Below are 17,239 nucleotides of genomic sequence, written 5' to 3'. Positions count from 1 at the left end.
ATCTTAGATAATTCGCAATTAAATAGAGAAACCCGATTTGCTTTTTGAATGACTTTGGCTAATGCATGAAATAAAAAAAGCGTCCCGGAGGACGCTTTTTATGAAAATTAATTCGTTCGGGAATTATTACAGCACGTGAACAGATGCTGTGTTGGTGGTTCCGCTTGGTACCAGCGCACCAGAAACCATGACCACAACGTCGCCTTTCTGTGCCAGGCCGCTTTCCAGCGCCAGCGCTTTACCCTGAATGTAGAAATCGTCAGTAGACGCGATTTCTTTCACCAGATGCGCAACCACGCCTTTGCTCAGCACCAGCTGACGGGCAGTGGTTTCGTTAGTGGTCAGCGCCAGGATCGTCGCGTCCGGGAAGTATTTACGGACTGCGCGAGCAGATTTACCGCCCTGGGTGGCAACCACAATCAGAGGCGCTTCCAGTTTCTCAGCGGTTTCTACCGCACCGCGGCAGACTGCTTCGGTAATACGCAGTTTGCGGCTGTCGTTGTTGAAGTCCAGACGGCTGGTCATCACGCGGTCAGTACGTTCGCAAATGGTCGCCATAATGCCAACGGCTTCCAGCGGGTATTTACCTTTCGCGGATTCGCCGGACAGCATGACTGCATCGGTACCGTCGAGGATGGCGTTAGCCACGTCGCCAGCTTCTGCGCGGGTTGGGCGTGGGTTTTTGATCATGGAATCCAGCATCTGCGTTGCGGTGATAACCACTTTACGCGCGCGAACACACTTCTCGATCATCATCTTCTGCGCGAAGATAACTTCTTCAACCGGGATTTCAACACCCAGGTCACCACGTGCAACCATGATGCCGTCTGATGCTTCGAGGATTTCGTCGAAGTTGTTCAGGCCTTCCTGGTTTTCGATTTTGGAGATGATCTGGATCTTCTCGCCGCCGTGCGCTTTCAGGTGCTCACGGATTTCAACCACGTCGGAACGTTTACGGATGAAGGATGCCGCAACGAAGTCGACGCCTTGCTCGCAACCGAAGATCAGGTCTTGTTTGTCTTTTTCAGCCAGGGCTGGCAGCGCGATGGAAACGCCTGGCAGGTTAACGCCTTTGTTTTCACCCAGGTCGCCGTTGTTCAGCACTTTACAGATAACCTTGTTACCTTCGATGGCGGTCACTTCCATGCCGATCAGGCCATCGTCTACCAGCACGGTGTTGCCAACGGACAGGTCGCTGGTGAAACCTTCATAGGTGACCGCAACGATTTCGTTGTTACCGACAACAGTCTTGTCAGTGGTGAAGGTGAAGGTCTGGCCGGCTTTCAGAGAGACGTCGTTACCGCCTTCCAGTTTGATGGTGCGGATTTCTGGACCTTTGGTATCCAGCAGGATGGCTGCTTTTTTACCGGTCTTGCTCATCACGTTGCGCAAGTTCTGGATACGCTGACCGTGTTCAGCATAGTCACCGTGGGAGAAGTTCAGACGCATAACGTTCATGCCGGCGTCCAGCATTTTGCTCAGCATCTCTTCAGATTCGGTTTTCGGGCCGATAGTACAAACAATTTTCGTCTTTTTCATGACAGTCTTAGTCTTTAAGTTGGGAAGGATATGGAAATCTCGCTCCGGGGGCGCACCGCCGCGGAGTCAAACCTGTGTTGCAAAAGAGTATATGACACGCACTAAGGATAGGAGACATCAAATGAGCGTGCAGAAGAAAGTGTGCCTGAGTGACAGCCCAACGAAGGAGAGGAGTAGTTGTACGTTGTTTTTTGTATTCCAAGCGCTGAAACCATTCACCAGGGATTAGGCGCGCATTATACGCTGATTTTAAGATAAAAGGAAAATGAAAACAGCGTTTCAAAAATAATCTGTGCAGATCCACATGAGATTGTTATCAAGGCGTTAAGGTTAGATGACATCTTATCGCGGCAGGTGCGTGACCTGCCGCGTTTTGCTTAGTTTTTCAGCGCCTGGCTGAGGTCGGCAATCAGATCTTTGGCATCTTCAATGCCCACGGACAGGCGAATCAGCTGCGGTACTATGCCGTTGGCCAGCCGCTGTTCAAGCGGAATCGAAGCGTGAGTCATGCTGTAAGGCTGGCTGACCAGACTTTCCACGCCACCCAGGCTTTCGGCGAGGGTGAATAATTTCAGTGCGCGGATCACCTCTGTGGCCCGTTGCGCATCGCCTTTCACCACCAGAGAAATCATGCCGCCCGGCAGCGCCATCTGCGTGCGGGCAAGCGAATATTGCGGGTGTGATTCCAGCCCAGGATAAAATACCTTTTCGACCTGCGGCTGTTGCTCCAGCCATTGCGCAATGGCCAGCGCGTTGGTGCTGTGCTTTTCTACCCGCAGCGACAGCGTACGAATACCGCGCAGCGTCAGGAAGCTGCTAAACGGATCCAGTACACCGCCGACCGCGTTCTGCAGGTAGGCAAGCTTGTCCGCCAGCGCGGCGTTATTTCCCACAACCGCCAGTCCGGCGACCACGTCCGAGTGACCATTCAGGTATTTGGTGGCAGAGTGCACGACGATGTCGAAACCCGTTTCCAGCGGGCGATGGATGATGGGCGACGCGAAGGTATTATCGGCCACGCTGATGACGTGATGACGACGGGCGATGTCGGCGATAGCCGCCAGATCCGCCAGTTTAAGCAACGGATTGGTTGGCGTTTCAACCCATACCATCCGCGTATCCGGCCGAATGGCGGCTTCAAGACCGGCCAAATCGTCCGGCTTGACCCAGCTCACCTGCAGGCCGGTGCTACGTTTGCGCACGTTTTCAATCAGGCGCCAGGTCCCGCCGTAGACATCGTCAATGGCGACGATATGGCTGTCTTTATCCAGCAGTTCAAGCACGGTAGAGATGGCGGCGAGGCCGGAAGCGAAGGCATAGCCGCGGGTCCCGCCTTCCAGTTCGGCGATGGCGGTTTCCAGCGCATGGCGGGTCGGGTTGCCGCTGCGCGAATATTCATAGCCGGTGTGCTCGCCGGGTGACGGTTGCGCAAACGTGGAGGTGGCGTAAATCGGGGGCATGACCGCGCCATGCCGATCGTTAAACTCACCGCTGTGTACGCTCAGGGTTGCCAGATTTTTCATCATGTATTCCTTTATTGCTGAAGACGGTTGCGCCAGGCGGTAAGAACATCGCTGCGCGTAATCAGGCCCAGGAAGCGGTCATTGTCATTAATGACCGCCACCAGACCGCGATCGAAAATGGCGTTCAGGGCGCTTTCCGGGGCGTTTTTATCGAGGAACTCCACCTGACGGGTCATTGCCGCGGTCACGGGAAGCGAGAAGCGGTCGCCATCGCCACCGATATGGCGCAGAAGATCCCACTCGTCGATGATGCCCACGACCTGACCGTTCTCCAGGACCGGCAGCTGGGAGATGTCATACAAACGCATCCGCGCCAGTACGGTGGAGAGGGTGTCATCCGGCGCGGCGGTGACGGTTGCGCCTTCATCGTGGCGCAGGGCAATATAGTCGGAGAGATCTCCAGCCTGCGGCCGGGAGATCAAACCCTGCTGGCGCATCCAGTCATCGTTGAACATCTTTGAGAGATATTTGTTGCCACTGTCGCAGGCGAAGGTCACAACCCGTTTCGGGGTGGTCTGGGCCTGGCAATATTTCAGCGCAGCCGCCAGCAGGGTGCCGCTGGAGGAGCCTGCCAGGATGCCTTCCGTTTTCAGCAGCTCGCGGGCGGTGGTGAAAGCTTCGCGATCGGTGATGCGCCAGGCACGATTCACCCCTTCGATGTGTGCCAGCGGAGGAATAAAGTCTTCACCAATCCCCTCAACCAGCCACGAACCCGCATCCTGATAGCGTCCCGTTTCTACCTGATCGGCCAGGACCGAACCGGCCGGGTCGGCCAGTACAAATTCAGTCTGCGGTGAGTGCTCAGCGAACCACGCCTGTAGCCCACCCAGCGTCCCGCCAGACCCCACGCCGACGACGATGGCGTCAATCTTACCGTCAAGCTGTTCATACAATTCAGGCGCGGTGGTGGTGCGGTGCGCCAGCGGGTTGGCTTCGTTATTAAACTGATCGATGTAATACGCCCCCGGCAGTTCATTCGCCAGACGTTGCGCGTAATCCTGATAGTAGGCAGGGTGGCCCTTATTGACATCGGAGCGGGTCAGTACCACCTGAGCCCCCAGTGCCCGCAGGTGGAAAATCTTCTCGCGGCTCATTTTGTCTGGCACCACCAGGATCAGCGAATAGCCTTTCTGCGCGGCGATCAAGGCCAGGCCAAGACCGGTATTTCCCGCCGTCGCCTCAATGATGGTACCGCCTGGCTGCAGCTGACCGTTGCGCTCCGCTTCGTTAATCATCGACAGTGCAACGCGGTCTTTAATCGAACCGCCCGGGTTCTGGTTTTCCAGCTTCAGAAACAACGAGCAGAGAGCGGTATCAAGCTTATGCAGCTGGATAAGCGGGGTGTGGCCAATCAGTTCGGTGACGGAGTGGTAAATCGTCATGGTGTTTTCCTTTCAGGAGGTCATGACAGGATGATAGGGCGGGGAAATTAACCCCTTAAAGAATCCTTCACTCCGTTTTAGAACAGAAAAGAATATAAATGCCGTTTTTGGATGGAGGGATAGCAAGACGTAAAGTGCTCTGGATGTGAGGATGGCTATATCAGTCAAAAATGCTGAAAAATTAACCGTTTTCATCAGGTGATGAACCACTGATATGCACATGCCAGATAATCATTTCTGAAATTGGTCTAAATGCCTGCCGGTACGAAAATCGCTATTTATTCCTGCAAGTTATAACAAATTCCTTTTTGTTCATTTAAAAGGTGATAACGCCTGTTTACTATCATTTGGACATCCATACTGCTAAACCGCCATGCGCGGGACGGATTACACATAAGAATGATTGTACTCAGCAATATTTCGAAGGTTTTTGACAACGGGAAGGTTGCACTCACTGCCGTTGATAACGTCAATTTGACGATAGAGCAGGGGCAGATATACGGCATTATCGGTTACAGCGGCGCGGGTAAAAGTACTCTTATTCGTTTGCTGAATGGACTGGAAAAACCCACTCGCGGCAGTGTGACCATCAACGGACAGGACATTTCTGCCGCAAAGGGCGAAGCACTGCGCCAGGCGCGTCTGAAGATCAGCATGGTCTTCCAGCACTTCAATCTGCTTTGGTCGCGCACGGTGAGTGAGAATATCGCGTTCTCAATGCAAATCGCCGGTGTGCCAAAAGCCAACATTAAGGCCCGCGTGGCCGAACTGGTCGATCTCGTTGGGCTGAAGGGACGCGAGAACGCCTATCCCTCGCAGCTGAGTGGCGGGCAAAAACAGCGTGTGGGGATTGCACGTGCATTGGCCAATAACCCCGACGTATTGCTTTGCGATGAAGCCACGTCAGCCCTCGATCCGCAGACCACCGATCAAATCCTCGATCTGCTGCTGGACATTAACCGCCGCTTCAGGCTGACCATTGTGCTGATCACGCACGAGATGCACGTGGTGCGCAAAATTTGCGACCGCGTGGCGGTGATGGAGAACGGCAAAGTGGTGGAGGAGGGGGAGGTGCTGAGCGTCTTTACCCGTCCGCAGCAACCTATCACTCAGCAGTTTGTCCGCCAGGTGAGCCAGTATGCCGAGGAAGAGACGTTTAATACGGAGCTGGCAGCGGACCTTGAAGGTAGCGTCATCAGGTTGACCTTTACGGGCCACAGCACCCATAAGCCGATCGTGGGCGAGCTGACTCTGCGCTACGGCCTGCCGTTTAACATTCTGCACGGAAAAATGACCCAAACGGCCCACGGCGTATTTGGGCAACTCTGGGTACACGTCGTGGCATCGGATGAACAACTGAGCAATATCCTCGCCGACCTGAAGCACAGCGATATTGAAGGCGAGGTAATTAAACATGGCTGAGACGCTTTTTCCTCATCTGAAGTGGGAGCAACTCTGGGCGGCGACGCTGGAAACGCTGTACATGACTGCGCTTTCCGGCGTGGCAACCTTTGTTCTTGGGATCGTCCTTGGCCTGGCGCTGTTTTTAACCGCGCGCGGCGGGTTGTTCCACAACCGCGCGGTCTACAGCGTGATTTCAATTGTGGTGAACGTGTTTCGTTCTATCCCGTTCATCATTCTGATTGTGCTGTTGATCCCGTTCACGAAAACCCTTGTCGGCACCATTCTTGGCGCAAACGCGGCGCTGCCGGCTCTGATTGTCGGTGCGGCACCGTTCTACGCACGCCTGGTCGAAATTGCCCTGCGTGAAGTGGACAAGGGGGTTATTGAGGCCACGCGCTCAATGGGCGCACGACTGAGCACCCTGGTGTTTCGGGTTTTACTGCCGGAGTCATCCCCTGCACTGGTATCAGGTATTACGGTAACGCTGATTGCGCTGGTGAGTTACAGCGCCATGGCGGGGGTGATTGGCGCAGGCGGTTTGGGAAATCTGGCTTATCTGGAAGGATTCCAGCGCAACCATGGCGACGTCACGCTGGTGGCGACGGTGACCATTCTGATCATCGTTTTCATTATCCAGTTCTGCGGCGACGTCCTGACCTCACTGTTAGATAAACGATAATCTCTAATAACACACAGGAACCATCATCATGAAAAAAACACTGACACTGATCGCCGCAGCAACCCTGAGCGCCCTGAGCTTTGCCACCTGGGCTGATACCCTGACCGTGGGGGCATCCAACACGCCGCACGCCGAAATTCTGGAGCAGGCGAAGCCTATCCTGGCGAAGCAGGGTATCGATCTGGAGATCAAACCTTTCCAGGACTACATTCTGCCCAACACCGCGCTGGCGGGTCATGATATTGACGCTAACTATTTCCAGCATATTCCTTACCTGAACAGCGTGCTGAAAGATCACGCCGGTGATAAGGATTATGATTTTGTCAGCGCGGGCGCGATCCACATCGAGCCAATCGGGATCTACTCCAAAAAATACAAATCCCTGAAAGATCTGCCGCAGGGCGGCAAAATCATCATGCGTGATGCTGTATCTGAAGAGGGCCGTATTCTCTCTATCTTCGAAAAAGAGGGGGTGATCAAACTGAAGCCGGGCATCGACAAAGTGACCGCGCGTATCAGCGATATCGTGGAAAACCCGAAAAAACTGCAGTTCACGCCTAACGTGGAAGCCTCTCTGCTGCCACAGATGTACAACAACGACGAAGGTGACGCGGTCGTGATTAACGCCAACTACGCGATTGATGCGGGCCTTGATCCTGTACATGACCCGATTGCGGTAGAGAGTGGTGAAAATAACCCGTATGCCAACATCATTACCGTGCATCGTGGTGACGAGAAGAAGAAAGATATCGTCGCGCTGGTGAACGTTCTGCACTCCAAAGCGATTCAGGACTGGATCCGCACCAAATACAAAGGCGCAGTGATCCCGGTAAACAACTAATTTATTGATTTTACGAATGAAGCCCGGCGGGACTCTCGCCGGGCTTCTTTTTTGTATCCGGGCGATGAATCATTTAAGCTGAGAGTTTAGGGCAATGGAGTGATGACGATGGGTAATGTGACCAAAGACGAAGCGCTGTATCAGGAGATGTGTCGGGTGGTCGGGAAGGTCGTTCTGGAGATGCGTGATTTGGGGCAGGAGCCGAAGCATATTGTCATTGCGGGGGTGCTGCGTACGGCGCTGGCGAACCAGCGCGTAAAACGTAGCGAGTTAACCACCCAGGCGATGGAAACCGTGGTCAAAGCGCTGGCCGGTTGAAGCGCCAGCGTTTCGCAAGCTGCTCAAGGGAGCAGCAGAGCAGGTAATAGACCACACCCGTAAAGATAAAAATGGCCGCCGGGTAAATTTGCACCCGGTTGTTCACCTGGCCGGCCACCGTGGTGAGCTCAGGGACATTCACAATAAACGCCAGCGACGTATCCTTCAGCAGGCTGATAAAAATCCCCACCAGTGACGGCAGAATATTGCGCAGCGCCTGCGGCAGCAGCACGCGCGACAGCGTTTGCCGGGTACTGAAACCCTGAGACAGGGCGGCCTCGTACTGCCCTGACGGTAAGGCGCTGAGTCCGGCCAGTACTGAATGCATAACCGAAGCCGTGGTAAACCAGGCCAGGGCCAGCGTGACGGTGAGCGCCCCCGGGAGATCGCCGCTGGTGATGAGCGGCAGCAGATACCACATCCAGAAAATCACAAAGATTAACGGGATCCCGCGAATTAACTCCGCCCATACAAAGAGCGCCTTGCGCACAAGCCCCGTAAAACGCCAGGCCAGGCACGCGAGAGCAATTCCACCGGGCAGGGCGAGAGCCGCCGCGCCCAGCGCCATCAGCAACGAGAGCAAGACCCCGCCAGGCTCACCGACTGCTGCACGTCCCCAGAGCAGGTAATCCAGGTTATCGGTAATGACATTAAGTCCGGCAAGCATGGTTTCCCCTCCCTGAGATTGGGCCGAGGCGCACCAGCACCGCCCCCATCAGCATACCGGTAAGCAGGTACAGGACGGTGCCGACGGTAAACGCCTCCAGCGCATGGGCGTTGTAGCTTTCAATCTGTCTCACCTGATAGGTCAGTTCGGCAAAGCCAATGCCGCTGGCGAGCGATGAGAGTTTCATCAGATTGAGATACTGCCCGACAACGGGTTGCCAGGCGTTGGCCAGCCCTTGCGGCAGAAGGATGTAACGAAACAAGCGCCACGCGGAAAATCCCTGTGCGAGCGCCGCTTCCCGTTGCCCGGCAGGGACTGAACGTAGTCCCGATGCCACTTCCTCAATCAAGAAAGCCGAGGTGAATACGCCTAACCCCCATGCAGAGCATAAAAACTCAGGGGTAAACCACCAGACGTCACCGGGTAAAACGGACCAGCGGTGATCCGCATTCACGGCATCCCGGAACGCCTGCGGTAACCCGTTCCAGGCGGCGAAATACCAGAACAGCAGTTGCACCAGCAGCGGCGTATTGCGAAACAGCGACACCCAGCTACTGACGACCGCGTTCCCGACACGTCCACCCGTCAGGCGCAGAAGCAGAAAAAGCAGCGCGAGCAGGGTTGCCAGCAGCATCCCCGCGAGCGTCACCCACAAGGTGGTGAGAAATCCGGATACGATCCACTGCAGGGGCTGTCCGGTCAGCACGCCCTGCCAGTCAAGTGCGGGCATTAGAGATGCTCCTGATGCAGCGGGTTCAGGACTTTTTGCAGGAATCGCTGAGCGCGTGGGTGCGACGGTTGCCTGAAAAATTGCTCCGGTGGCGCGGTTTCAAGAACGTGCCCGGCGTCGATAAACACAATCCGGTCGGCAATTTCCCGGGCAAATTGCATCTCATGCGTCACCACAATCATGGTGATCCCGCTGTGCGCAAGCGCCTTCATCACGAACAGCACTTCGCCAATCATCTCCGGGTCAAGCGCGGAGGTCGGCTCATCGAACAAAATGATTTGCGGTGAAGAGGCCAGCGCGCGGGCAATCGCCACGCGCTGTTGCTGACCGCCGGAAAGTTCGGCAGGAAAATGGTGTGCTTTTTCCAGCATCCCCACTTTTTCCAGCAGTGCCAGCGCCCGCGCCTGAGCTGGCTGGGCCTTCCAGCCGTGAACATGCTCCAGCGCCAGAGTGATGTTTTGACTGGCGGTGAGGTGGGCGTAAAGATTGAACTGCTGAAACACAAACCCGACGCGGCTGCGCAACTGACGCAGCGCGGTACCGGAGAGCCGTCCGGTGGGTTTGTTATCGATCAGGATCTCGCCACCGCTCAGGGTTTCAAGCTGATTGATAAGCCGGATCAGGGTAGATTTACCGGAACCCGAAGGCCCGAGAATGGCCACCACTTCACCTGGCGTGATGGTGAGGTTAATGCCCTTTAAGACCTGATGGTTACCGTAATGTTTCTGCACATCGCGAAACTCGACGCTGGCGTGTTCCAGATGTGAAAAATCCGCGGCACCGGCCGCGGAGTGTGAAAAAAGCGCTGAGAGCATATTACTGAGCTTCTATTTTAAAGGCACGAGGCTGTGGGGAGGGGGTATCCGGACCGAACCAGACGTCATAGATTTTTGCCGCCTGACCGTTCTTCTCAAGGTTAACAAGCTCGTCGTTGACGGCTTTCAGCAGTGCGGTTTCGCCTTTTTTTACCCCCACGCCAATCTCTTCTTTGCTGAGCAGATCGGGCAGGATTTTGAAGTTCGCCTTGTCCGGCGCCTGCGCCAGCAGACCGGCCAGAATCGTACTGTCCTGAGTGATAGCCTGCACGTTACCGTTGCGCAGGGCCGTCAGCGCCAGCGGAATATCGTCATAAGAGAGCACGCGGGCGTGCGGGAAACGCTGGTGCAGCGCCTGCTCACCCGTTGTGCCTTTTACCGCGCCAATGCGCGCCCGGCTATAGGCCTCAAGCGTATCGGCAGCTTTTACCGGTACCAGGAACTGCTGGCCGGTCACGAAATAGGGAAGGGAGAAATCAACTACCTGCGCCCGTTCCGGGGTAATGGTGATATCTGCCACAATCAAATCCGCCTTACCGGACTGCAGGAGGGGAATGCGGTTAGCCGGGTTGGTGGCGACCAGTTCAAGCTTCACGCCAAGTGCACTGGCAAGCGCTCTGGCGAAATCGACGTCGTAGCCGACAATCTCATGGGTCTTTGCATCGATGGAGCCAAACGGTGGATTGGCATCAAAGGTGGCAACTTTGACCACGCCTGCGGCTTTAATATCCGCCAGTTTATCGGCCTGCACCTGCATCGAGAACAGACCGCCTGCCGCCAGTAAGCCCAGCACCAGTGTCCTTTTTTTAAACCCTTTCGTGTTTGCTGCCATAGTGATTGTTCATCCCGTTGTTTTTGTTTTACCCCGTTACGCTCCCATAAGCGAAAGCTCTCGCCAAATAAGAAATCGTTCTTTGCTATTAGCAAAAAAGCATTATTGAACAAGGTGTTAATGGTGAGTAAAAGAATGGAAGGCTATTTGCAAATCCTGCACATCGACAGTGGATTTTGGTATTTCCCCTGCGCGGGTGTTGGGTGTTTAACTTAGGGCAAGTGAAGCGAAAGGGGGAAAGACGATGAAAAAGTGGATAAACACGTTACGGCGGTTTTTTGCGACCCGACCAGCGAATGCGGAGAACAGCGCGCAACGTGTTCTTGAGTCCGTACTGCCTGTCGCCAGCCTGTATGGCGTAGACGTTGCCAACATTGATCCGGAGTGGTTCCATGATAAAACGTCACGCTGAACTGCGCCGCACGCGCGAAATGTACTGGAATGAGCTGTGCGAAATTTTGTTCTGACAACGGTTAACTGCTAATGTCGGCAGGATGAATCTCCTGACCCGTTAACGGAATGAATAACACTCTTTTCAGGCGCACGGTTATTGTCTGGCTGCTGGCGTGCCTCATCAGCGGCGTTTTGCTTTATGCCGAACAGATCCGCCGCCAGTTCTGGGAACGCGATCGTGAGTTTTCGACACGCTATTCCACCCTTAGCGCCGTACTGACGCAAAATGAATCTGTTTTGCCGTTACTCAACGGTGAGGAAGACCTCGCGGCCCTGCGCAAAAAATTCCCGCACATCCTCGCCCTTGAGAAAACTTCAGGCCGTGCGCTGAACGCTGCCCGTGTGGAATCGACCCGCGATTGTCAGTACTGGCTGTATAATCCCTGGCGTCAGATCCGCGTACTTATCGATCTTGCGCCGCTGCTCAGCACCCAACATACCTTTGATGCACTTGCCATTCGCTTCAATGACGCAGATAACGCGCCCCCTGCCGGGGCTTTCTGGCACTGGCAGCGGACCTTCACGCAACCCACACAACCTTTTACCCTTATGGCCACGGCAAAGCCGCACTGGCTGGCCGTCTCCTGGTGGGTATATCCGTTCCTGTTCTTCGGCTGGGCGGTGCTTATCGCCGCGGCCAGCCTGCTGCTCTGGCAACGGCGGCAGCGCCAGCACGCCGAACAGCGCGCACACTATTACCAGCATGCAAGGCTCAACACCCTGGGAGAGATCACCGCTGGGATCGTGCATGAGATAAACCAGCCGCTGACTGCCGTTCAGACCTGGATCCAGGGTGCTCAGCGCCAGCAACAGCAGGCGAATCCGCAGGCCGTATCGCAGGCGCTGGCTGCCGCGCTGGTACAAACCCAGCGTATCAGCGCGCTCTTAACCCGCTTTCGCGAACATGTGGTTCAGGAAAAAGTCACCTTGCGCGATATCGACCTGAAACCGTGCTGGCAGCAGGTGGTCGATCTCCTGGAACATGAACGCCGCTCTGAGCATATCGCGGTGAGCCATGCGTTCGCGGCAGGTGCCACGCGGGTTCTGGCAGACCGACTCTGGCTTGAACAGGTGCTGCATAATCTGCTCAGTAATGCCATTCAGGCCCAGCAAGAGTGCGCGCAAGGGTGGGTGAAAATAACCAGCGAGAAACGGGAAAACTGGATTTATATCACCCTCACCGATGGCGGACCTGGCTTTAGCCCGGAGGCCTTGCAGAACGCCTTTATGCCGTTTTACAGCGGGCGGACGGAGGGAATAGGGCTGGGAATGACGTTAACGGAGTCGTTGATGACGCGCATGAATGGATCAATTACGCTGGGCAATGCGCCCCAGGGCGGGGCGCAGGTCCGGTTACAACTGGCGAGTGGAGAGGTAAATACACGTGGATAACACAGTCTGGCTGATTGATGACGATGAATCCATCCGTGAGTCGCTGGCCTTCTTACTCTCGGGAATGGGCTGGCAGGTCAATGGGTTTGAAAGCGTGGACGCGTTTACGTCAGCGCACGGTGGGCGCGCGGCGCTCGTCGGCTGTCTGCTGCTGGATATGCGCATGCCGGGAAAAGGCGGGCTGACCTGGCTGGAGGAGGGCAAATGGCCCTGGCCGCTGCTGCCGGTTATCGTCATGACCGGACACGGCACCGTTGATGCCTGCCGCCGCGCCTTTCGCAATGGCGTCTTTGAGTTTTTCACCAAGCCGCTGGATGCCGATAAGCTCATTGAAACGGTAGGGCTCGCCTTCGAAGAGAGCCAGAGACGACTGACCCGCTGGCAGGAAACGTCGCGGATTAAAGCGCGTTTCGAACAACTGACGGCGCGTGAGCACGAGGTGCTGGCGGTGCTGATGGAAGGACGCAGCAATAAAGAGGTGGCCCTGCAGTTGAACCTCTCGCCCAGAACGGTTGAAGCGCACCGGGCCGCGGCGTTCGCCAAGCTTGGCGTGACCAGCCTGGTGCAGGCAATCCGCGATTACGACAAATTACAATCCGTATAACTACCAGGATAATTGCGTAATCAACCGAATTACGCTTCATCGCGCGTCTGAGTACGATCGAACGGTATTCAATCATTCGAGGACGTGCGATGAAAAAAGTAATGATGGCAGCCGCGCTTGTCGCCGGTAGCGTAAGCCTGACGGCACAGGCCGACGCATTGAACCAGAAAAATCTCTCCCTGGCGCAGGCCAACGCGCTGGCGACCTCCGCCATTCAGGCCTGCGTAGCGAAAAACTACCAGGTGACGGTCACCGTGGTGGACCGCGCCGGTGTGGTCAAAGCGGTGCAGCGTACCGACAATGCCGGGCCCCACACGGTAAAAGCCAGCGAAATGAAAGCCTATACCGCGCTGAGTGCAAAAAATGCGTCAGGCAAGGTTATGGAAGCCGCGCAGAGCAATGCCGGCGCACAAAACATGCGTGATATTCCGGGCTTCCTGCTGCTGGCCGGTGGTCTGCCGGTGAAAGAGGGGGATGAGGTGATCGGCGCAATAGGGATCGGCGGTGCGCCGGGTGGTCATCTGGATGAAGCGTGCGCGCAGGCGGCGATTGACGGGCTGAAGAAATAATATAAAAAAGCACCGGGTTTTCCGGTGCTTTATCATCAGATCTTGCAGGCATCACCGCAGTCGTCATCGGCGATAATCGACTGCGCTTTTTTATCAGCGTCGTCGAGACGTTCCGCGTTACGCTCTTCAGCTTCATCCAGCCCGTTAAAGACCAAGTTTTCGAGATCAATTTCCATATGGCACCTGCTTTGTTCGGTTTTTGATACTGGCACAGTATAGGGCAAAAAGAGCCGGCAATGTACCGCGCAGCACATAACGATAATCCCTGCCATACTCAGTGCTTTATCGCTGAGGAGAGCTCATGATTATACTGTGTAAAACCTGCGGTACCTCTTATGACGCAACGCCGGCGCGATGCCCTGTGTGCGAGGATGAACGCCAGTATGTTCCGGCCAGCGGCCAGGCGTGGAGTGATTTTGCGACGGTGACGGCCACACACAGCAATAAATGGCAGCAGCTGGAGCCGCAGCTGCTCAGTATCAAAACGGTGCCCGCTTTTGCCATCAACCAGCGCGCGCTGCTTCTGCGTACCCCCCACGGCAATATCCTTTGGGATTGCATTGCGAATCTCGACCCGGCAACCAGAACCATCATCACGGCGCTCGGCGGCATCAGCGCGATCGCGATTTCACATCCTCACTACTACACCACGATGCAGGAGTGGGCCGGGGCTTTCGATGCGCCGGTTTACCTGCACGCGAACGATCGCGAGTGGGTTATGCGCGACAGCCCGATGCTCCACTTCTGGCAGGGCGATACGCTGGACATTTTCCCCGCGGTAACGTTATTACGTCTCGGAGGGCATTTCGCTGGCGGAACGGTGCTGCACTGGCAGGAGGGTGGTGGTGTCTTGCTGGCAGGCGATATTCTACAGGTCACGCCGGGCAAAGATGCCGTCTCGTTTATGTGGAGCTATCCGAATATGCTGCCGTTGCCCGCCCGCAGCGTCGAAGACGTGACCGGGCGGCTGGTGGGGAAAAAATTCGCTCGCCTGTACGGCGCTTTTGAAGGGCAAAATATCCTGGCGAATGCGGATGAGATTGTGCAGCGGTCGGGCCAGAAATATATTGCTTGTCTGAAGTAAAGTCCGGTGGGTAAACTTTACTTGTGTGATCCCGATCATACCTAAACTAAAACAGATAAAAGAGAAATTGCTATGCAACATATCATTGAAGGTTTTCTCAGCTTTCAAAAAGAGATTTTCCCGCAACGTAAAGAGCTCTTCCGCAGTTTAGCGTCCAGCCAGAATCCCAAAGCGCTGTTCATCTCATGCTCTGACAGCCGTCTGGTCCCAGAACTGGTCACTCAGCAAGAGCCAGGACAACTCTTTGTCATTCGTAATGCTGGCAACATCGTGCCACCGTTCGGCCCTGAGCCAGGCGGTGTCTCCGCAACGATTGAATACGCGGTTGTTGCGCTGGGCGTGACCGATATTGTTATCTGCGGCCACTCCAACTGTGGGGCGATGAAAGCCATTGCTGACAATGCGGACCTCGAACCTATGCCGGCGGTTTCTCACTGGTTACGCTATTCCGATGCGGCAAAAGCGGTGGTTGAGAAGAAAACCTGGGATAAGCCAATCGATAAAGTGAATGCGATGGTGCAGGAAAACGTGTTTGCGCAGCTGAGCAACATTAAGACTCACCCGTCAGTGGCGGTGGGCCTGCGCAACAACGCCATCCGTCTTCACGGCTGGGTGTATGACATTGAAAGCGGCAAAATTCTTGCACTGGATAAAGAGACGAAAACCTTCGTCTCTTTATCCGATAACCCGCAGGTTTACTTCGAGTAATCCCGCGTTGCAGGGCACGGATGCCCTGTCAGTCATCACTGTACGGTAATTTCCGTCTTGAACCCGATGCGGTTTTCTCTGCGGCTTTTGCCATCGCCTCTGCTATCTCTGCACATTCCGCCAGTCCCTGAACAAAAGGGCGATCGTGCATCAGCCACGGGATTGCGCCAAATGCAATGCGTCCGCGAAGCGTTTCCGGCGCTTTTAACGTGTAATCCTCGCCAATATCCGGGATCTCATCGCCCGTCGCCTGTAGCTGCTTGCGCAGCGTAGGGAAGGGCAGATCTTTTGTTTTAAGCGGCTTTTGCCCGCGGGCATCAATAAAAACGTCGAAACGGTAGGTCATCTCTTTTGTGGCGATGACCGTCTGCGCGTTGCCAATATCCAGCGTGTAATCATCACCCAGCGCCACAACACTAATGATGCCGGCCTCACGAAGCGCGAGAAGCCTGCGAATCGACTGCGGGGGAATGGCGGCATAGTTGTCGATAAAGACGCGTGCCAGCCCGTTTTTAAAGCGTTCAGCGTCCTTTTCGGTAAGATGAGGAACCATCTCCTGGACCACTTCATGCAGTCGAAGCACGGTGTAGCGCCAGGCCACCGTGCGCCGGTCACGTTTGTTCCGCTCGACTTCAATCAGGTTCTCTTCAGCCCAGGTAAACGGGCCGTGCTGTTTTCGATCCTCAAACCACGCTTCGCGAAGGCTGTCCGCCGTCTGCATGCGCAGCGATATTTTCTCACACCAGGCCGGGTCGGCGAGTTCAAGCTCTTTCACCATCAGGGCGAAAATGCGGTCAAGCAGACCGTCTGATCCTTTGGCGATTTCGGCTTCGAGTACCGATTCGGTTAATACCGACAGCGGTTCGTACGGAATAGGACAGTAAAAATCGGCCTCTGGCAGAATCCCGGTCCTGGACATGAGTACAATTTTTAACGCTTCACTTCCTTTATCGAGGAGGAACGTGCCGTCGCGAAACTCACCGTGCTGCATGACCACGGCCATCGCCGCGTCCAGCCCGCTTAAGGATGTTCCCATAATACCGACGCGGCAGGGGCGGATGCGGGCATCCATCAACCCTGACCACGGGCTTGGGAAATACGCGCGCGTGGCTTCCTCTTCTTCTGGCCAGACATGCCCGGTGGCGATCACGGCGAGATCGAATTGTTCCGGAAACGGCGTGTCATTGACCGAAAGCGTCACGCCGGAGGAAGACGGGGCAACATCGGTGACGGTGGCAGACGTGTGGATCTCAACCTGAAATCCCCGCCTCTTAGCTTCCTGGACTATCGTCTGGAAACTGTCGCGAAAATACTCGCCCAGCAGAATACGGGGCAAAAACTGTCTGTCATGCAAGGTGGCTTTATCAACCTTAAAGCGCGCCAGATGGGCTTCACTCTGGCGCTTAAGCCAGTCGAGGTAGGTCATAAAAAGGGGCGGGATTTCAATGCTGGCAATGTTGGCCAGCATCAGGCGAGAGTTATCGTCGTCGTTGTAGGGCATTCCCACGCCAGCTTCGTCTGCCTGTTCAAAAACGGAGACAGAGAGCGGCGACGCGTTCTTAAGAAGAGAATAAAAGGTGTAAATCCCTGTAGGGCCGGAGCCGATAATGGCGATTTTCTTCATCGACAGTCTTCCTGTTTTTTTTCCATAAGAAAAGCGTAGCAGGAGAATAATGATGAAATTGGGGTATTAAGAAAA

At 55.3% G+C, this 17,239-nt stretch carries 19 protein-coding genes; 10 read left to right on the top strand and 9 right to left on the bottom strand.

Features of this window, described 5'->3' with window-relative positions; all coding sequences use genetic code 11:
- Window positions 1-126: 126 nt before the first annotated feature.
- The 3 genes from pykF to QLG09_RS20305 form a co-directional block, all read right to left on the bottom strand.
- Window positions 127-1,539 (bottom strand): pyruvate kinase PykF, encoded by a 1,413-nt coding sequence (pykF, locus tag QLG09_RS20315; protein WP_014169744.1) that lies wholly within the window; start codon window positions 1,537-1,539, stop codon window positions 127-129.
- A 377-nt stretch (window positions 1,540-1,916) separates the two neighbouring features.
- Window positions 1,917-3,062, bottom strand: a complete 1,146-nt coding sequence (locus QLG09_RS20310) for a PLP-dependent aspartate aminotransferase family protein (protein WP_049022368.1) — start codon at window positions 3,060-3,062, stop codon at window positions 1,917-1,919.
- 11 nt (window positions 3,063-3,073) lie between these two features.
- Window positions 3,074-4,444 carry a pyridoxal-phosphate dependent enzyme gene (locus tag QLG09_RS20305; RefSeq protein ID WP_063435084.1) on the bottom strand — a complete coding sequence of 457 codons (1,371 nt, stop codon included), beginning with the start codon at window positions 4,442-4,444 and terminating at the stop codon, window positions 3,074-3,076.
- 399 nt (window positions 4,445-4,843) lie between these two features.
- Here QLG09_RS20305 and QLG09_RS20300 point away from each other — a divergent pair, with 399 nt between their 5' ends.
- The 4 genes from QLG09_RS20300 (at window position 4,844) to fumD (ending at window position 7,686) form a co-directional block, all read left to right on the top strand.
- Window positions 4,844-5,866 (top strand): ATP-binding cassette domain-containing protein, encoded by a 1,023-nt coding sequence (locus tag QLG09_RS20300; RefSeq protein ID WP_020884357.1) that lies wholly within the window; start codon window positions 4,844-4,846, stop codon window positions 5,864-5,866.
- A complete protein-coding gene (locus tag QLG09_RS20295) occupies window positions 5,859-6,527 on the top strand; it encodes a methionine ABC transporter permease (RefSeq protein WP_025204366.1) in 669 nt (222 codons plus the stop codon). The genes QLG09_RS20300 and QLG09_RS20295 overlap by 8 nt, the downstream gene beginning before the upstream one ends.
- Before the next feature lie 28 nt (window positions 6,528-6,555).
- Window positions 6,556-7,368 carry a MetQ/NlpA family ABC transporter substrate-binding protein gene (locus QLG09_RS20290; RefSeq protein WP_014169750.1) on the top strand — a complete coding sequence of 271 codons (813 nt, stop codon included), beginning with the start codon at window positions 6,556-6,558 and terminating at the stop codon, window positions 7,366-7,368.
- A 108-nt stretch (window positions 7,369-7,476) separates the two neighbouring features.
- On the top strand, window positions 7,477-7,686 hold the full coding sequence (gene fumD, locus QLG09_RS20285; protein ID WP_014831602.1) for a fumarate hydratase FumD: 210 nt from the start codon (window positions 7,477-7,479) through the stop codon (window positions 7,684-7,686).
- Here the strand turns inward: fumD and QLG09_RS20280 are convergent.
- Genes QLG09_RS20280 through QLG09_RS20265 form a run of 4 tightly spaced genes read right to left on the bottom strand, consistent with a single transcriptional unit; the run spans window position 7,667 to window position 10,730 of the window.
- Entirely contained in the window at window positions 7,667-8,353 is a 687-nt protein-coding gene (locus QLG09_RS20280) for an ABC transporter permease subunit (RefSeq protein ID WP_282489337.1), read from the bottom strand. The genes fumD and QLG09_RS20280 overlap by 20 nt on opposite strands.
- Window positions 8,337-9,083, bottom strand: coding sequence for an amino acid ABC transporter permease (locus QLG09_RS20275; protein WP_040017295.1), 747 nt, complete (start codon window positions 9,081-9,083; stop codon window positions 8,337-8,339). Before QLG09_RS20275 ends, QLG09_RS20280 begins: the two co-directional genes overlap by 17 nt.
- Window positions 9,083-9,898, bottom strand: a complete 816-nt coding sequence (locus QLG09_RS20270; RefSeq protein ID WP_014169754.1) for an amino acid ABC transporter ATP-binding protein — start codon at window positions 9,896-9,898, stop codon at window positions 9,083-9,085. Before QLG09_RS20270 ends, QLG09_RS20275 begins: the two co-directional genes overlap by 1 nt.
- A gap of 1 nt (window position 9,899) precedes the next feature.
- Complete coding sequence (locus QLG09_RS20265; protein ID WP_150343758.1) at window positions 9,900-10,730, bottom strand: ABC transporter substrate-binding protein; 831 nt, start codon at window positions 10,728-10,730, stop codon at window positions 9,900-9,902.
- 244 nt (window positions 10,731-10,974) lie between these two features.
- On the opposite strand from QLG09_RS20265, the gene QLG09_RS20260 reads away from it, so the two are divergent.
- The 4 genes from QLG09_RS20260 (at window position 10,975) to QLG09_RS20245 (ending at window position 13,748) form a co-directional block, all read left to right on the top strand.
- Window positions 10,975-11,142, top strand: coding sequence for a hypothetical protein (locus QLG09_RS20260; protein WP_014169756.1), 168 nt, complete (start codon window positions 10,975-10,977; stop codon window positions 11,140-11,142).
- A gap of 107 nt (window positions 11,143-11,249) precedes the next feature.
- Window positions 11,250-12,575 carry an ATP-binding protein gene (locus tag QLG09_RS20255; RefSeq protein WP_163304236.1) on the top strand — a complete coding sequence of 442 codons (1,326 nt, stop codon included), beginning with the start codon at window positions 11,250-11,252 and terminating at the stop codon, window positions 12,573-12,575.
- On the top strand, window positions 12,568-13,179 hold the full coding sequence (locus QLG09_RS20250; RefSeq protein ID WP_014169758.1) for a LuxR C-terminal-related transcriptional regulator: 612 nt from the start codon (window positions 12,568-12,570) through the stop codon (window positions 13,177-13,179). Before QLG09_RS20255 ends, QLG09_RS20250 begins: the two co-directional genes overlap by 8 nt.
- An 89-nt stretch (window positions 13,180-13,268) precedes the next feature.
- Window positions 13,269-13,748 (top strand): heme-binding protein, encoded by a 480-nt coding sequence (locus QLG09_RS20245; protein ID WP_020884350.1) that lies wholly within the window; start codon window positions 13,269-13,271, stop codon window positions 13,746-13,748.
- A gap of 35 nt (window positions 13,749-13,783) precedes the next feature.
- Here the strand turns inward: QLG09_RS20245 and QLG09_RS20240 are convergent, their stop codons facing one another.
- A complete protein-coding gene (locus QLG09_RS20240; protein WP_020884349.1) occupies window positions 13,784-13,924 on the bottom strand; it encodes a hypothetical protein in 141 nt (46 codons plus the stop codon).
- A gap of 125 nt (window positions 13,925-14,049) precedes the next feature.
- Between QLG09_RS20240 and QLG09_RS20235 the strand changes: the two genes are divergently transcribed.
- Both QLG09_RS20235 and QLG09_RS20230 read left to right on the top strand, forming a co-directional pair.
- Window positions 14,050-14,832 carry an MBL fold metallo-hydrolase gene (locus QLG09_RS20235; RefSeq protein ID WP_282489335.1) on the top strand — a complete coding sequence of 261 codons (783 nt, stop codon included), beginning with the start codon at window positions 14,050-14,052 and terminating at the stop codon, window positions 14,830-14,832.
- A 72-nt stretch (window positions 14,833-14,904) separates the two neighbouring features.
- Window positions 14,905-15,540 (top strand): carbonic anhydrase, encoded by a 636-nt coding sequence (locus tag QLG09_RS20230; RefSeq protein WP_014169762.1) that lies wholly within the window; start codon window positions 14,905-14,907, stop codon window positions 15,538-15,540.
- 28 nt (window positions 15,541-15,568) lie between these two features.
- On the opposite strand, the gene QLG09_RS20225 is transcribed toward QLG09_RS20230, so the two are convergent.
- A complete protein-coding gene (locus QLG09_RS20225) occupies window positions 15,569-17,164 on the bottom strand; it encodes an FAD-NAD(P)-binding protein (RefSeq protein WP_282489333.1) in 1,596 nt (531 codons plus the stop codon).
- Between the last annotated feature and the right edge of the window lie 75 nt (window positions 17,165-17,239).

Source organism: Enterobacter sp. V89_11 (genome assembly GCF_029967775.1).
Classification (GTDB): domain Bacteria; phylum Pseudomonadota; class Gammaproteobacteria; order Enterobacterales; family Enterobacteriaceae; genus Enterobacter; species Enterobacter ludwigii.
Note: the sequence above shows the minus strand (reverse complement) of the source record. Positions and strands in the feature narration are given on the sequence as shown.

Excerpts from the sequence above, each read along its gene's own strand:
- QLG09_RS20260 (WP_014169756.1), top strand. The coding sequence starts at position 10,975 with ATGAAAAAGTGGATAAACACGTTACGGCGGTTTTTTGCGACCCGACCA.
- QLG09_RS20265 (WP_150343758.1), bottom strand. The coding sequence starts at position 10,730 with ATGGCAGCAAACACGAAAGGGTTTAAAAAAAGGACACTGGTGCTGGGC.
- QLG09_RS20245 (WP_020884350.1), top strand. The coding sequence starts at position 13,269 with ATGAAAAAAGTAATGATGGCAGCCGCGCTTGTCGCCGGTAGCGTAAGC.
- fumD (WP_014831602.1), top strand. The coding sequence starts at position 7,477 with ATGGGTAATGTGACCAAAGACGAAGCGCTGTATCAGGAGATGTGTCGG.
- QLG09_RS20300 (WP_020884357.1), top strand. The coding sequence starts at position 4,844 with ATGATTGTACTCAGCAATATTTCGAAGGTTTTTGACAACGGGAAGGTT.
- QLG09_RS20290 (WP_014169750.1), top strand. The coding sequence starts at position 6,556 with ATGAAAAAAACACTGACACTGATCGCCGCAGCAACCCTGAGCGCCCTG.
- QLG09_RS20310 (WP_049022368.1), bottom strand. The coding sequence starts at position 3,062 with ATGAAAAATCTGGCAACCCTGAGCGTACACAGCGGTGAGTTTAACGAT.
- QLG09_RS20255 (WP_163304236.1), top strand. The coding sequence starts at position 11,250 with ATGAATAACACTCTTTTCAGGCGCACGGTTATTGTCTGGCTGCTGGCG.
- pykF (WP_014169744.1), bottom strand. The coding sequence starts at position 1,539 with ATGAAAAAGACGAAAATTGTTTGTACTATCGGCCCGAAAACCGAATCT.
- QLG09_RS20230 (WP_014169762.1), top strand. The coding sequence starts at position 14,905 with ATGCAACATATCATTGAAGGTTTTCTCAGCTTTCAAAAAGAGATTTTC.
- QLG09_RS20225 (WP_282489333.1), bottom strand. The coding sequence starts at position 17,164 with ATGAAGAAAATCGCCATTATCGGCTCCGGCCCTACAGGGATTTACACC.
- QLG09_RS20280 (WP_282489337.1), bottom strand. The coding sequence starts at position 8,353 with ATGCTTGCCGGACTTAATGTCATTACCGATAACCTGGATTACCTGCTC.
- QLG09_RS20240 (WP_020884349.1), bottom strand. The coding sequence starts at position 13,924 with ATGGAAATTGATCTCGAAAACTTGGTCTTTAACGGGCTGGATGAAGCT.
- QLG09_RS20270 (WP_014169754.1), bottom strand. The coding sequence starts at position 9,898 with ATGCTCTCAGCGCTTTTTTCACACTCCGCGGCCGGTGCCGCGGATTTT.
- QLG09_RS20235 (WP_282489335.1), top strand. The coding sequence starts at position 14,050 with ATGATTATACTGTGTAAAACCTGCGGTACCTCTTATGACGCAACGCCG.
- QLG09_RS20295 (WP_025204366.1), top strand. The coding sequence starts at position 5,859 with ATGGCTGAGACGCTTTTTCCTCATCTGAAGTGGGAGCAACTCTGGGCG.
- QLG09_RS20305 (WP_063435084.1), bottom strand. The coding sequence starts at position 4,444 with ATGACGATTTACCACTCCGTCACCGAACTGATTGGCCACACCCCGCTT.
- QLG09_RS20275 (WP_040017295.1), bottom strand. The coding sequence starts at position 9,083 with ATGCCCGCACTTGACTGGCAGGGCGTGCTGACCGGACAGCCCCTGCAG.